Source organism: Pseudonocardia xinjiangensis (assembly GCF_012911925.1).
Lineage (GTDB): Bacteria > Actinomycetota > Actinomycetes > Mycobacteriales > Pseudonocardiaceae > Pseudonocardia > Pseudonocardia xinjiangensis.
Genome location: NZ_JAAXKY010000017.1, coordinates 1 through 13,886, shown reverse-complemented (window position 1 = coordinate 13,886; position 13,886 = coordinate 1). Strand labels below are relative to the sequence as shown.

Here is a 13,886-nt window from a genome sequence, read left to right as displayed (position 1 = left end):
ACCGGGGAAATCCGGCGTCGCAGAGTGATCGGATGAGCGGCGCGCCGATCAGCAGTTCGTTCCGGCAGGGCACCCCGTGACCGCGGAACCGCAGCCGTGGCAGTGGGACGAGACCACGTGGCGAGGGCACGTCGACCGGGTGCGCGCCGGGGCCCGGCTGGTGCCGGAGAGCTGGCCGGGCGGCGCCCGGGTCGCGGTGGCGATCTCCTTCGACCCCGACCACGAGACGATCCCCCTACGCGACGGCGAGACCCGGCCGGGGAAGCTCTCGCAGGGCGAGTACGGCGCGCGGGTGGCCGCGCCGAAGGTGCTCGCGCTGCTCGCCGAGTTCGGCGTTCCGGCCAGCTTCTTCATGCCCGCGGTGTCGGCGTTGCTGCACCCGGACGAGGTCACCGCCTACATCGCGGGCGGGCACGAGGTGGGCGTGCACGGCTGGATCCACGAACGCAACATGACGTTGGAGCCCGCCGCCGAGCTCGATCTCACCGCCCGTGCGATCGAGGTGCTGGAGAAGCTCAGCGGCGTGCGCCCGGTCGGTATCCGCACTCCGAGCTGGGACTTCTCCGATCGGACGCTGGCGATCATCGAGCAGCTCGGGCTGGGCTACGACTCGTCGCTGATGGCCGACGACGAGCCCTACGAGCTGGTGGCCGCCGGCCGGCCGACGGGGATCGTGGAGATCCCGGTGGAGTGGATCCGCGACGACGCCCCGTACCTGATGATGGAGCGCTACGGCGCGCTGCGGCCTTACACCCGGCCGCGGGCCCTGCTGGAGATCTGGCGTGACGAGTTCGACGCCGCCTACGCCGAGGGCGGGCTGTTCCAGCTCACCCTGCACCCGCACATCATCGGCCACCGGTCCCGGCTGGTGGTGCTGCGTGAGCTGCTCGCGCACATCGCCGGGCACACCGGAGTCTGGTTCGCCACCCACGCCCGGATCGCGGAGGTGGCCAGGGCCCAGCTGACCCCGCCGAGCCCCGGGTCGTGAGCCGGCCGGGGTCTCCCGACACTGCGTTCGGGCGACAGCGGGTTCCGGGGGCGGCCGGGCGGGTATCGGCAGTTCCATGGCCGACCCGGTGGAACACGACCTGGAGCTCACGACCAGCGCCCTGCAGTCCGGACCCCTCGCGCTCGGCATCGCCGGCGGGCTGGTCGAGGTGCAGCGCTGGCAGGACCGGTTGGACGGCACGGCGGCCGTCGCGTTGCAGGAGATCGGGGCGATGCTGGCCGAGCTGCGCGGCGAGCTGGAGAGCGATGAGCCCGACAGCGCCGTCCTCGCCGACCTGATGCGCCGCCTGGGGGAGCGCACTCTCGCCGTGGCCGACGAGCAGCCGGAGGGCGAGGTGCGCTCCCGTCTCGAGGAGCTCGGCCACCTGCTGGTCCGCGGCGCGGCCGAGGCCGGCTGACCCCGGCGCGGCACCGGTCAGGTGTGCTGCGACAGCACCCGGCACAGCGCGTCCACCGCGGCGTCGAAGGCCTGGTCGGACGGGGCGCCGTAGCCGACGACCAGGCCGTCCGCCGCGGCCGTCGGTGCGTCCGGGTGGCGGAACGTGGACAGCCCGTCGACGGCGATCCCGGCCGCGGTCGCCGCCTCCACGAGCGTCCGTTCCGTGCCCGGCGGCAACCGCAGCACCAGCTGGAGGCCCGCGGCGATCCCGGTGGGCCGCAACCGGCCGCCCCGCTCTGCGACAGCCGTGACGAGCTGGTCGCGGCGACGACGGTAGCGCTGACGCATGCGGCGGACGTGGCGCTCGTAGGAGCCGGAGGCGATGAAGTCGGCGAGCGTTAGCTGGGTCAGGACGCAGGCACACGGCTCCTGCTCGCTCTGGGCGGCGAGCACGGGTTCCACGAGCTGCTCGGGAAGGGCCATCCAGCTCAGGCAGATGCCCGGGGAGAGGGCCGCGCCGGCCGAGCCGATGTACACGACGTGCTCGGGGTCGAGCCCCTGGAGAGCACCCACCGGAAGGCGGTCGTAGCGCAGCTCCCCGTCGTAGTCGTCCTCGATGAGCAGCCCGTCCCGGGACCCCGCCCAGTCGAGGACCCACTGCCGCCGGGCCGGTGCCAGCGGGGCGCCGGTGGGGAACTGGTGGGCGGGTGTGAGCAGGACGTGGCGCAGCTGCGGGTGGCGCCCGAGCTCCTCGACCCGCGCACCGTCGTCGTCGACGCCGAGCGGCACGGTGGTCACGGGCGTGTGGTGCGCGTACCCGTAGGACTCGACGGCAAGCCGGCGGTCCGCCGTCCCGGGGAACAGCAGACGCAGCGCGTGGCCGAAGCCGGAACAGACGACGATCCGGGCCGGCGTGGTGCGCACCCCGCGGGCCCGCCCGAGGTGCTCGGCCAGTGCCTCCCGCAGCTCGATCCGCCCGCGGGGGTCACCCGGGCCGAACGCGTCGCCGGGCGCCGCCGCCAGCGTCCGCCGACCCGAGGAGAGCCAGGCGCTGCGCGGGAACGACGACGCGTCGGGTTGCCCCTGGGCGAGGTTGTGCACCGGGCGCGGTCGGGCGGCCGGTGCCTCCTGCGCCACCGGTGCCGCCGGCCGGCCCTGGCGTGGGACGGGTGGCGCGGCACGCCGGGCGACCTGCGTACCCGCCCCCTGCCGGGCGGTGAGCCACCCCTCGGCGACGAGCTCCGCGTAGGCGTCCGCCACGGTGTTGCGCGCCAACCCCAGCTCGGCCGCGACCGACCGGTACGGGGGCAGCCGGCTGCCCGGCGCGAGCCGTCCCGAGCGGACGGCCTCCCGGAGTGCCCGGATGAGCGCTGCGCGCCGGCTCCCCCGACCGGCCAGCTCCCGATGTACGTCCGAGCCGAGCTGCTCGGTCAGATTGACCCACGGATTCCCCACCGAATTGCACCTACAGAAGGTCGATTCATCCCCCATGTTTATGTCACGACGAACTGCGGGCCATTCCGGTTCAATCCTTGGTCATCCGGCGCGGCGGATCAGCCGGGCAGCCCCAGGCGCCGCAACCGATCCACCCGGGCCGTCAGGCGGGCTGGGTCCGCGGGTCGGAGCCGTCCTACCTCCGCCTCGACCGCCGCGGCGAGGCGCCGGCTGAACGCACCCGGCTCGTCCGCGGCGTCCGGGAGCTCGGGGACGACGGTGTCGACGGCCCCGGCACGGTGGAGGTCACCGGCCCGGACGCCCTGCAGCTGAGCCACCTCGGGCGCGCGGGCCGCGTCACCGTGCAGGATCGCGGCGGCGCCCTCCGGCGGCAGGGGGGCGAGCCAGGCGTTGCCCGCGGCGAGCACCCGGTCGGCGGGCAGCAGGGCCAATGCGCCTCCGCCGGTGCCCTGCCCGAGCAGCACCGACACCGTCGGGACCGGCAGGTCGACGAGGTCGGCGATGCAGCGCGCGATCTCGCCGGCGAGGCCGCCCTCCTCGGCGGCGGGGTCCAGGGCGGCCCCCGGGGTGTCGATCATCGTGACCAGCGGCAGCCGCAGCTCGGTGGCCAGCCGCATCCCCCGGCGGGCGACGCGCAGGTCGGCCGGGCCGAGCGGGTTGCGGGCGCCCCGGTCCTGCCCGAGCAGCACGCAGGGTTGCGCGCCGAACCGGGCGAGCGCGAGCAGCAGCCCGTCGCCCGCCTCTCCCTCCCCGGTGCCGGCCAGCCCGACGTGGTCGACCGTGGCCAGCCGCAGCACGTCGTGCACGCCGGGCCGCTCGGGCCTGCGGGTGGCGGTGATCGCCTGCCAGGCCGTGAGCTCGGGCGCCACCGGCCCCCGGGACGGGGTGGGGGCCGGTGGCGTTCCCGGCTGGGGAGGGTCCAGGAGCGCGAGCACGTGCGTGACGACCCCGGCGAGCTCGTCCGGCGCCAGTACCGCGTCGACGAGCCCGTGGGCCTGCAGGTTCTCCGCGGTCTGCACCCCGGACGGGAACCGCTCGCCGTGCAGGGCGGAGTAGACCTTCGGTCCGAGGAAGCCGATCAGCGCGTGGGGTTCGGCGACCGTGATGTGACCGAGGGAGCCCCACGAGGCGAACACGCCGCCGGTCGTGGGGTGGCGCAGGTAGACCAGGTAGGGCAGGCCCGCCGCCTTGTGGGCGGTCACGGCCGCGGTGATCGCGGCCATGCGCAGGAACGCGACGGTGCCCTCCTGCATGCGGGTGCCGCCGGACGCGGTGGCGGCGAGCAACGGCAGCCGTTCGGCCGTGGCGCGCTCGATCGCCTGGACGAGCCGCTCCGACGCGGCCACCCCGATGGAGCCGCCGAGGAAGGTGAACTCGCTGCACAGCACGGCGACCCGGCGGCCGTCGATGCGGCCCTCCCCGGTGATCACGGACTCGTCGGTGCCGCTGCGGGCCCGGGCGGCCGCCAGCTCGGCGAGGTAGCGCGGGTCGGTCGACACGGCGACCGGAGTCGAGTCCCAGCTGCGGAACGACCCGGCGTCGAGCACCGTGGCGAGCAGGGCGCCCGCTCCGGTGGAGGGTGCCCCGGTGGATGTCGCCGCGGTCACGGTTGCACCCCCTCGGGCCGGTCGAGACCGAGCTCGGCGCGCAGCGCGGGGCCGTGCTGGTCGAGCGTCGGCGGGGCGCTGTGGCTGCGGCGCGGCCGTTCCCGGTCGTCGCCGTCGAAGAACCGCAGCGGGGGACCGGGGAGGGTGAGGCGGCCGAGGGTGGCGTGCTCGACGTCGACGAGCAGGCCCTGGCTGGCCGTCTGGTCCCACGCGTAGACCTCGTCGATCGAGCGGAGCCGGCCCGCCGGCACTCCCGCGCGGGCGAGGCGGACGAGCAGCGCGTCGGGCTCGTCAGTGGCGAAGGCGTCCTCGACGACCTTGCGGACCAGGTCGGGGTGGCGGACGCGGTCCCCGTTGGTGCGCAGCCCCTCGGCCGCGGGGTCGAGCCCGAACTCCGTGCACAGCCGTCGCCACAGGCCCTCGCTGCCGCAGGAGATCTGGACCGCGCCGTCCTTGCAGTGGAACAGGCCGTAGGGGGAGATCGACGGGTGGTGGTTGCCGCGGGCGTGGCCGACCTCGCCGGCGACCGTCCACGCCGTGCCCTGGAAGCCGTGCACCCCGACGACGGCCGCGAGCAGCGAGGTGCGGACCACCGTGCCCACCCCCGTCCGATCGCGCTCGCGCAACGCGGCGAGCACCCCGTACGCGCCGTACATGCCCGCGAGGATGTCGGCGATCGGCACCCCGACGCGCTGCGGGTCGCCCGGACCCGACCCGGTGACCGACATCAGCCCGGCCTCGCCCTGCGCGATCTGGTCGTAGCCGGCGCGGCCGCCCTCGGGCCCGTCGTGCCCGAAGCCGGAGATCGACAGGACCACGAGCCGCGGGTTGAGCCGGTGCAGCTCCGGTATCCCGAACCCGAGCCGGTCGAGCACGCCGGTGCGGAAGTTCTCCACCAGCACGTCGGCACGGCGGACGAGGGATTCGAGGGCGGCGTGCCCCTCGCCTGACTTGAGGTCGAGCGCGATCGACTCCTTGTTGCGGTTGGCCGACAGGAAGTAGGTCGACTCCACGCCGTGCTCGTCGTCGCCGACGAAGGGAGGGCCCCAGCCCCGGGTGTCGTCGCCGCCCGCGGGCGTCTCGATCTTGATGATGCGCGCTCCCAGGTCGCCCAACATCATCGTCGCGTGCGGGCCGGCGAGGGCCCGGCTGAGATCGACCACGATCAGGCCGTCGAGCGGGGCGGACATGCGGTGCTCCCTCGTGTCGGTGCGCCGAGGCCTCGAGGAGAGGTCTGATGGCTCAGTGGACTAGCCAATAAGAGGAATATACTCCTGTCCACCCAGCACGTGGAGGAGCCGATTCCTGTGTCCGCTGCACCGAAGCGCGGTCAGTCCCTACGCCCCTTCAGCCGGCCGCGGCTCTACGAGCAGCTGGTCGAGCGCCTGCTCGACCACATCAGCGCCGAGGGCCTCCAACCCGGTGACCGGCTGCCGCCGGAGCGTGAGCTCGCGGCCCAGCTCGCGGTGAGCCGCGCCTCGGTGAGCCAGGCCCTCATCGCGCTGGAGGTGCAGGGCGTCATCGACGTCCGCCACGGCGACGGAGCGGTGATCCTCGACGTCCCACCGCGTCAGCAGGTGCTCGCCGCGCTGGACGCCCGGCGCAACCAGCTCCGCGAGGTGATCGAGGCCCGGGAGGCGCTGGAGGTGCAGCTGGCGGCCCTGGCCGCCCAGCGCCGCACGGAGCACGACCTCGCCGCGATCGACGCCGCCCTCGACGACATGGCCCGCGAGGTCGCCCGGGGTGGCCGCGGTGTGAGCGGGGACGAGCGCTTCCACGCCGCCGTCACCGCGGCCGCGCACTCCGGGCTGCTCGCGGACCTGATGGTGAAGATCTCCGAACTGGTGCGCGAGAGCCGCATCGAGTCGCTCTCCCAGCCGGGACGCCCGGAGCAGTCGCTGGCCGGGCACCGGAAGGTGGCCGACGCGATCCGCTCGGGCGACGCCGCCGCAGCCGCGGCGGCGATGGGCGCCCACATCGCCGCGGTGTCGGACGTGGCGCTGCTGCGGAAGAGCTGAGCCCGGGGGCTCAGCTCGGCGCGGCCGTCATGTGCCACCGGCTCGCAGCTCTTCTCGCCACTGCTCGAAGAACGAGCGGAGCTCGTCCAGGCGTACCGCGTCGACCGGGATCTCATCGTCGCGGAATCGGCTGAGTGAGCCGAGCATCGTGGAGAGGATGACGGGATCGAAGCCGGCGTCGACTTCGGCCGCCCGGTGGATCAAGAGGTCCTTCGAGTAGCGCTGCGCGAGGGCGAACACGTCGGCGAAATCGCGTGCCTCGGCTCGGTCGAACAATGCGACCACCTTGCGGGCGGCGAGTTCCTCGAGCCCGAACGTCGGACCAGCGATACTGGCTACCGGAGGCATGGTGGGCGGGGCGTCCAGGGCGAGATCGACGAGCAGGTCGTCGTCACCGTGGACGACGAAGCGACAGAACGTTTCCGTGTCCCGTATCCGCTCGACGGTCCACCCGCGATCGCGGGCCGCCGCTTCGAACGCGTCGCGGGCCTCAGGGACACTGCTCGCCCCGGCGCGGGTGAACAGGTCGAGGTCGTGGGTCGGGCGCGATGTGAGTTTCTGAGCCGCCAGCGCGGCGCCTCCGGCCAGGAGGAATCCTTCGCTGGCCGGCAGTGAGAAGAACAGCGCAGCGACCGATATCTGGAACGCGGTCAGCGCGGGTGGGCCGTAGCTCACGCCGCCTCGGTCATCGCCCGGTCCACCACCGTCGCCCACGCGGCTCGGACCTCCCGCGGAAGGACGAGGTCGGGCCAGAGCTCTGTCAGGAGCACGCCGTCGACATAGGTCAGGACGTCCATCGGCCCGCCTTCGCGGAGCACGATCTCGTACACGCGGGCGCGTTGAGCGCGGTCCCGGAGGTCGAAGGATCGGCGTGGGGCCGACCAGTGGAGGTGGAGGGGGAGTCGGACGGTGGCCAGCGCCTGCGCCGGTGGCAGGCGCGGCAGGTGTGACGGGACGGCGATCGTGCGGCCCCGGCGCGTGGTGCGCTCTTCGAAGCGCACGATCGGCACCGCGGTCAATTCGTGGTCCGCAGCGGCGAGTATCCGTGCGGCAGTGCTCAAGGTCGGGGAGCGGTGGCCGTGTTCGTACGACGAGAGGGTCGGTCGCGAGGTACCGGCTCGCTCGGCCAGCTCGCCCTGGCTGAGCTGTGCGCGGTGGCGGACCACGGCAATCAGCGAACCTGGTTCCACGGCAACCTCCAACGTATCCGATCGGATACGTTAGGCGTCGGAGCTGTGCGGCGCAAGAACCGCGCATCCGGCATGCGCCCGCGCCTCTCCGTCGACCTCGTGCTGTGCTCGCCGCATCGTCGCACCGGACCGGTCGCACCCGCCGTCCGAGTACCGGCCGGACCTGGCAGGCTGGGTGGCTGACCTGGTCTCCTGGAGGGTGACGTGAGCAGCGACGACGACCGCACGGACGGTTACGACAACGACTCCGGGCTGCTCGAGCCCGAGGACAGCCTCGACGACCGCGGCGTGGCGGACGTGCTCGACGAGGGCTACTCGCCGCCGGAGCGCCCGCTCGGGCTCGACGAGTGGGGCACCACCCCGCGGGAGGAGCACGAGGGCGAGAGCCTCGACCACCTGCTCGCCCGGGAGGTGCCCGACCGCGCCGACCCCGACTGGGACGGCCTCGGTGACACCAGCGACACCGACGGCGAACTGCTCGACGACGAGGTCGGCGACGCCCGTTCCGGGCGGCTCGTGGCCACCGACAACGGCGGGAGCTTCGACGAGGACGAGGAGCTCTTCGCCCAGGACATCGGCGTCGACGGGGCCGCGGCCTCCGCGGAGGAGGCGGCGGTCCACATCGTCGCCGACCGCGACGGCGACTTCGACGACGACTCCGATGTGGACGACGAGGGGAACCTGAGCCCGGGACGGTGACACCGCTCGGGTGACGGCGGGACCTGCGCCGGGCCGGTTATCGTCGGAACGTGGTGAGGCCTCCCTCCGCCCGGCTGGCGAACCTGGACCTGAACCTGCTGGTCGCGCTCCGTGAGCTGATCCGCGAGCGCAACGTCACCCGCGCCGCGGCGCGGATCGGTGTCTCCCAGCCGGCGGCGAGCGCGTCGCTGTCGCGGCTGCGGCGCCACTTCGACGACGACCTGCTCGTCCGGAGCCGGGGCGGGTACGTGCTCACCCCGCTGGCGATGCAGCTCGCCGACCAGGTCGAGGCGGTGTGCGCCGCCGCAGAACGGCTCTTCGCCACCGGCACGTCCTTCGACCCCGGCTCCACCCGCCGCGAGTTCACGGTCCTCATGGCCGACTACACGGTGGCGGTGCTCGGCAGGCGGCTGTCGGCCGAGCTGGCCACCCGGGCCCCCGGCATCGACCTCCACGTCCGGCTCGTCCGCGAGGCCTTCTCGGCCGACGCCGCCACCACCATCCGGCTCATCGACGGCATGATCGCGCCTCCGGTGCGGGGTTTCGACCTGCCGGGCGTGCGGTCGGTCGAGCTGTTCGGCGACCGCTGGGTCTGCGTGGTCGACGCGGCCAACGCGCACGTCGGCGACGAGCTGAGCCTCGAACAGCTGGCCGGGATGTGCTGGGTGGCCCCGTTCCAGCCCGACCGCGGTTTCCCGGGCGCCGCGCCGCTGAGCCGGCAGCTGTTGTTGTTCGGCATGCAGCCGCGGATCCGGGTCCGGGTGGAGAGCTACCAGGCGGTGCCGTACTTCGTCGCGGGGACCGAGCGGGTGGCGCTCCTGCAGGAACGGCTCGCGCGGCAGGTGGCGCAGCCGCTCGGCCTGCGGGTGCTGCCCTGCCCGGGCGAGCCCGAGCCGATCGTGGAGAGGTTCTGGTGGCACGCCGACCTGGACGGCGACCCCGCCCACCGCTGGTTCCGGGAGACGCTCGTCGGCCTCGCCGCGGACGCCTGACCACGGTCTATAGGTCCGGTTGATGGGTCGGCAGCCCGAATCTCTATTTCCACGCCCGGGTCGTGGCTGCCTAGCGTGTGATCCATGCCGCACCCCCTCACCGACCTGAAGGTCCGGACCGTCACCAAACCGGCCGAACCCGTCGGGCACGACGTCAGCGCCGACGTCTGCATCATCGGCGCAGGTATCGCCGGGATCTCCGCCGCCGTGGAGTCGGCCCGGCTGGGACGGCGGGTGGTCCTCGTCGACGCGCTGCCCGTGCTCGGCGGCCAGATGGTCAACTCGCTGATCGGGCTGTTCTGCGGCGTCTTCGGCAACGCCCCGGAGCACCACCAGCTCACCCACGGCGTCTTCGACGACATCTTCCGCGACCTCGACGCCACCGGCGACCTCTACTTCCGGCGCCACCACACCACCGTCGTCGGCTACGACGAGGTGGCGCTCGGCCGCTGGGTGGAGAACACGGTGGCCGGGCTCGACATCACGGTCATCACCGGCGCGGTGCTCGCCGACGTCACGCGCGACGACGAGCTGATCCGGGCGGTCCGGCTCGGCACCCGCTACGGCACGGTCGAGGTGACCGCCACCGGGTTCGTCGATGCCAGCGGCGACGCCTCCCTCGCCTGGGAGGCCGGGCTGCCCTGCCACCTGCCGGAGCGGGAGATCTACGGCTCGCAGCAGCTCGTCGTGGAGAACCTCGACGAGAACCACCGGCCCGACCCCCAGGACCTGACCGCCCGGGTCGCGGAGAAGGCCGAGCAGTACGGGCTGCGCCGCCGCGACGGTCTCGCGTTCTTCTTCCCCGGCCGTGGCACCGCGGTGCTCAACATGACCCACATCGAGGCGCCGCTGGACCCGATGGGAGCGGCGCGGGCGCAGCTCGAGGGCAAGGCGCAGGCCGACCGGGTGGTGGCGTTCCTGCGCGCCGAGTACCCGGAGGTGTTCGGCAAGGCGCGGGTGCGGGCCTACGGGTTCCCGGGCCGGCGCCAGACCCGCTGGGTGCAGGCCGTGCACCAGCTGACCACCGAGGAGGTGCGGGCCGGCACGCGCTTCCCCGACGCGGTCGCGCGCACCGCGTGGCCGATCGAGCTGCACGACACCCCGCAGGGTTACGTGTGGGAGACCTTCGGCCCCGAGCACGTGCACTACGTCCCGCTGCGCTCGATGACGCCGCCCGGCGTGCACAACCTGCTCGTCGCGGGCCGCTGCGTGGACGGCGACGCGGCCGCGCTCTCGAGCATCCGCGTGATGGGCCCGTGCGCGGCGATGGGTGCCGGCGCGGCGCACGCGCTGGCGCTGGCGGGCGCGCACGGCAGCGTCCACGAGATCGACCACGCCGAGCTCGCGGGCAGGCTGTCGCACAACCTCGACGGCTGACCCGACCCGCACGGACGGGCTGCCGGCGCGCGGCGTCCCGTCCTGACGCTCCCACCACATTCCGAGGAGGCCGGCGATGACGCTGTCCGAAGAACGACGCACCACCATCACCGAGGCAGACGAACGACGATCCGCGCGGGGCGGGGCGTTCTCGATGTTCGTCGACAGCTTCGACGTCTACCTCCCCGCGCTGGTGCTGCCCGCCGCCATGGCGTACTTCATGCCGGCCGACCTGCCGGCACCGCTACGGGCGACGATGACCACGGTGCTGTTCACCGTCGGCCTGCTGGGGCGCCCGATCGGCAGCGTCATCTTCGGCAACCTCTCCGACCGGATCGGCCGCAAGCGCGTCACGATGATCAGCGGGTGGGGCTTCACGGTCGTCACCCTGCTGATGGGCCTGATGCCCGGCTACCCGCAGTGGGGCTACGCCGCGATCGTCGTGTTCGCCCTGCTCCGGCTCGTCGGCGGGATCTTCCTGGCGGGCGGGTACGCCGCGCCGATCCCGCTCGCGCTGGAGCAGGCGCACGTGTCGCGGCGCGGGCGCGTCGGCGGCCTGATCGGCATCGGCGCGCCCGCCTCGTTCCTCGTCATGAACGCGCTGCTGCTCGGCGTGCTGGAGGGGGTGCCGCAGGACAGCTTCCTGACGTGGGGCTGGCGGATCCCGTTCTTCCTCGGGGTCGTGCTCGGCCTGGTGTACCTGTGGCACTACCGCAAGGTCGTCGAGGACGACTCGGTGTACGCCGAACGCCGGAGCGAGACCCGGCGCCAGCCCGTGGTCGAGCTGTTCACCGAGCACCGGGCCCTGATCACCAGCGTCTTCCTGTTCACCTGCGGCTACTGGTTCGCCACGCAGATGTCGGTGTCGTTCCTGCCGACCCTGATCGTGCAGGTGCTGGGACACAGTGCGCAGCTGAGCAGCACGCTGGAGATCATCTCCTCCGTACTGACCATCGGCATGATCCTGGTGCTCGCCGCCGTGGGGCAGCGGATCGGCCGCCGCGCGCTGCTGATGCGCTGGGCGCTGGTGATGGCGTTCGTCGTCGCCGCCGCGTTCCTGCTGCTCGCGCTGACCGCGGGGACCGCGGCGCCGGCCTGGGTCGTGGGGGTGCTCTACGTGGTCGCCAAGGTGATCCCGTCGGCACCGCTCGGCGTGATCCTGGTCTACCTCAACGAGCGCTTCCCGGCGTCGGTGCGGGCCAGCGGCTACGGCATCGGCTACATGTTCGGGCTGATCCTGCCCGGGCTGTACAGCGTCTGGCTGCTCGCGCTGAGCACGATCATGCCCTACGAGTTCGGCCCGGTGGTCCTCATCCTGGGCGGCGGGCTGCTGATGTTCGCGGCGGTGCGCAAGGGCCCGGAGACCAACCCGGTGGCGCGCGGCGCGACCACGGCGACGACCGCGAAGGAGGCCACCGCATGATCCTCACCGACGAGGAGAAGGGCATGCGCGACGGGGCCGAGGGTCCGGCCGTCGCCGCGGCGATGGACCTGCTGGTCCGCTACGGCGAGGCGCTCGACGCCGAGCGGTTCTGCGACACGCGCAACGTGGCGGGCACGACCACCCAGCCCTCGCCAGCCAAGGCCCGGCTGGTGGCCGAGGGTGGCTGGAACAGGGCGTTCGCGGTGATCAACCTCGACCACGACGAGCCGCTCGAGATCCCCGACATGAAGGTGCCGACCTGCCAGCTCCAGCACGGGTTCGGCCCCGACTCCGTGGGCACGGTGCCCTACCCGAAGGAGTTCGTGGAGCTGCAGACCGACGCCGAGGCGTTCTACGGGCGCCGGGGCGTCAACATCCTCGCCACCTGCACGCCCTACCAGGTGGGGAACCTGCCGGTGCGCGGCGAGCACATCGCCTGGATGGAGTCCTCCGCCGTCGTCTACGCCAATTCCGTGATCGGGGCGCGCACCAACTGCGAGGGCGGTGCGTCCACCGGTGCCGCGAGCCTCACGGGCAAGATCCCGTGCTGGGGCAATCACCTCACCGAGAACCGGTACGGGACCCACCTCGTGCACGTCGACGGCCCGGTCCGGGACTTCATGGACTGGGGGATGCTCGGCTACTTCGTCGGCGACGTCGTGCAGGACCAGCGCCCCGTGGTCGTCGGCGACTACGCCCACCCGGACCTGGTCGACCTCAAGCACTTCGGGGCCGCCGCCGCGTCGTCGGGCGGGGTCGAGCTGTACCACGTGCCCGGCATCACGCCGGAGGCCCCGACCGTCGAGGCGGCGTTCGGCGCCGCCGCCGTGCCCGAGGCCGTGCGCTACGGGCCGGCGGAGCGGCGCGCGATGTACGAGATGCTGAACAACCAGGGCACGTCCACCGACGTCGACTTCGTCCTGCTCGGCTGCCCGCACGCCTCGGTCGACCAGATCCGGGCGGCCGCGAGGGCACTCGACGGGAAGCGCCTGCACTCGGGGACCCAGCTGTGGATCATGGCGCCGCGCGCGCTCAAGGACGTCGCCGACCGCAGCGGCTACACCGCCGTGATCGAGGCGGCGGGCGGCAAGATCCTCGCCGACTCCTGCCCCGCGATGTCGCGCACCGCGCCGGCCGGCACCAAGGTCTTCGCCACCGACTCGGCGAAGCAGGCCCACTACCTGCCCGCGATCCTCGGCATCGAGGCCTGGTTCGGCACGCTCGAGGACTGTGTGGACGCCGCCGTCACCGGACGCTGGAGGGGAGAGCTGCGATGACCCAGGAGGCTGCGGCCCAGCAGGTGCGCGCGCCGTTCGTGCTGCGCGGACGCACGGTCGTGCCCGGGGTCGTGGAGGGCGAGGCGCTCGTCTCGCACGAGACGATCTCCGGCTGGGGCGGGATCGACCCGGCCACCGGCACGATCATCGAGCGCCGTCACGAGCTCCACGGCGTCTGCTTCACCGGCAAGATCCTGGTCTTCCCCGGCGCGAAGGGCTCATCGGGCTGGTCCGGGTTCTTCCAGACCACCCGCCTGCTGGGCACCGCGCCCATCGGGATGATCTTCACGGTGACCACGACGAAGGCCGCGCTGGGCGCGGTGGTCACCCGGGTCCCGGCCCTCACCGACCTGGACCAGGATCCGGTGGCGATGATCCGCACCGGCGATCGGTTGTGCCTGGACGCGACCGCAGGCCTGGTGCACGTCACCCCACCCCCTGTCTCTTATACACAACTGACT

General features: G+C 73.1%; 14 protein-coding genes and 1 pseudogene. 9 read left to right on the top strand and 6 right to left on the bottom strand.

All coding sequences use genetic code 11. The annotated features are described in order from the left end of the window. Positions 1–76 precede the first annotated feature (76 nt). Both HF577_RS07935 and HF577_RS07930 read left to right on the top strand, forming a co-directional pair. Positions 77–988 (top strand): polysaccharide deacetylase family protein, encoded by a 912-nt coding sequence (locus HF577_RS07935; protein ID WP_169395101.1) that lies wholly within the window; start codon positions 77–79, stop codon positions 986–988. A 76-nt stretch (positions 989–1,064) separates the two neighbouring features. Further along, positions 1,065–1,406: a hypothetical protein gene (locus HF577_RS07930; RefSeq protein ID WP_169395100.1), complete on the top strand. Its 342-nt coding sequence runs from the start codon at positions 1,065–1,067 to the stop codon at positions 1,404–1,406. A 17-nt stretch (positions 1,407–1,423) separates the two neighbouring features. Here HF577_RS07930 and pdxR read toward each other — a convergent pair whose 3' ends face one another. The 3 genes from pdxR to HF577_RS07915 form a co-directional block, all read right to left on the bottom strand. Continuing rightward, positions 1,424–2,842, bottom strand: coding sequence for a MocR-like pyridoxine biosynthesis transcription factor PdxR (gene pdxR / locus HF577_RS07925; protein WP_169395099.1), 1,419 nt, complete (start codon positions 2,840–2,842; stop codon positions 1,424–1,426). A gap of 98 nt (positions 2,843–2,940) precedes the next feature. Beyond that, a complete protein-coding gene (locus HF577_RS07920; RefSeq protein ID WP_312859002.1) occupies positions 2,941–4,449 on the bottom strand; it encodes a carboxyl transferase domain-containing protein in 1,509 nt (502 codons plus the stop codon). After that, complete coding sequence (locus HF577_RS07915) at positions 4,446–5,639, bottom strand: CaiB/BaiF CoA transferase family protein (protein ID WP_169395098.1); 1,194 nt, start codon at positions 5,637–5,639, stop codon at positions 4,446–4,448. Before HF577_RS07915 ends, HF577_RS07920 begins: the two co-directional genes overlap by 4 nt. Positions 5,640–5,756: 117 nt before the next feature. Between HF577_RS07915 and HF577_RS07910 the strand changes: the two genes are divergently transcribed. Next, positions 5,757–6,467: a FadR/GntR family transcriptional regulator gene (locus tag HF577_RS07910; protein ID WP_169395097.1), complete on the top strand. Its 711-nt coding sequence runs from the start codon at positions 5,757–5,759 to the stop codon at positions 6,465–6,467. Between the two features lie 27 nt (positions 6,468–6,494). On the opposite strand, the gene HF577_RS07905 is transcribed toward HF577_RS07910, so the two are convergent. From HF577_RS07905 to HF577_RS39630, 3 genes and pseudogenes are all read right to left on the bottom strand, one after another. Continuing rightward, positions 6,495–7,142, bottom strand: a complete 648-nt coding sequence (locus tag HF577_RS07905) for a nucleotidyl transferase AbiEii/AbiGii toxin family protein (RefSeq protein ID WP_211173941.1) — start codon at positions 7,140–7,142, stop codon at positions 6,495–6,497. Next, complete coding sequence (locus HF577_RS39635) at positions 7,139–7,468, bottom strand: hypothetical protein (RefSeq protein WP_312859012.1); 330 nt, start codon at positions 7,466–7,468, stop codon at positions 7,139–7,141. The genes HF577_RS07905 and HF577_RS39635 overlap by 4 nt, the downstream gene beginning before the upstream one ends. Positions 7,469–7,510: 42 nt before the next feature. After that, a pseudogene (locus HF577_RS39630) lies at positions 7,511–7,633 on the bottom strand (helix-turn-helix transcriptional regulator); the annotation flags it as partial. A 228-nt stretch (positions 7,634–7,861) separates the two neighbouring features. Between HF577_RS39630 and HF577_RS07895 the strand changes: the two are divergent. The 6 genes from HF577_RS07895 to HF577_RS07870 all read left to right on the top strand — a co-directional run. Continuing rightward, positions 7,862–8,356: a DUF5709 domain-containing protein gene (locus HF577_RS07895; protein WP_169395095.1), complete on the top strand. Its 495-nt coding sequence runs from the start codon at positions 7,862–7,864 to the stop codon at positions 8,354–8,356. Positions 8,357–8,406: 50 nt separating this feature from the next. Continuing rightward, positions 8,407–9,348, top strand: coding sequence for a LysR family transcriptional regulator (locus HF577_RS07890; protein ID WP_169395094.1), 942 nt, complete (start codon positions 8,407–8,409; stop codon positions 9,346–9,348). An 84-nt stretch (positions 9,349–9,432) separates the two neighbouring features. After that, a complete protein-coding gene (locus HF577_RS07885) occupies positions 9,433–10,725 on the top strand; it encodes an FAD-dependent oxidoreductase (protein ID WP_169395093.1) in 1,293 nt (430 codons plus the stop codon). A gap of 76 nt (positions 10,726–10,801) precedes the next feature. Then, a complete protein-coding gene (locus HF577_RS07880; RefSeq protein ID WP_169395092.1) occupies positions 10,802–12,148 on the top strand; it encodes an MFS transporter in 1,347 nt (448 codons plus the stop codon). Beyond that, the gene (locus tag HF577_RS07875; RefSeq protein ID WP_169395091.1) at positions 12,145–13,425 is read left to right on the top strand and encodes an aconitase X; all 1,281 of its coding nucleotides are present in this window, start codon (positions 12,145–12,147) and stop codon (positions 13,423–13,425) included. The genes HF577_RS07880 and HF577_RS07875 overlap by 4 nt, the downstream gene beginning before the upstream one ends. Continuing rightward, the coding region (locus HF577_RS07870) for an aconitase X swivel domain-containing protein (RefSeq protein ID WP_169395090.1) at positions 13,422–13,886 on the top strand (465 nt) is incomplete at its 3' end. The genes HF577_RS07875 and HF577_RS07870, both read left to right, overlap by 4 nt.

What these genes read in the sequence shown, in the direction of transcription:
- HF577_RS07930 (WP_169395100.1), top strand. Translation starts at nt 1,065, where the DNA reads ATGGCCGACCCGGTGGAACACGACCTGGAGCTCACGACCAGCGCCCTG.
- HF577_RS07915 (WP_169395098.1), bottom strand. Translation starts at nt 5,639, where the DNA reads ATGTCCGCCCCGCTCGACGGCCTGATCGTGGTCGATCTCAGCCGGGCC.
- HF577_RS07885 (WP_169395093.1), top strand. Translation starts at nt 9,433, where the DNA reads ATGCCGCACCCCCTCACCGACCTGAAGGTCCGGACCGTCACCAAACCG.
- HF577_RS07880 (WP_169395092.1), top strand. Translation starts at nt 10,802, where the DNA reads ATGACGCTGTCCGAAGAACGACGCACCACCATCACCGAGGCAGACGAA.
- HF577_RS07875 (WP_169395091.1), top strand. Translation starts at nt 12,145, where the DNA reads ATGATCCTCACCGACGAGGAGAAGGGCATGCGCGACGGGGCCGAGGGT.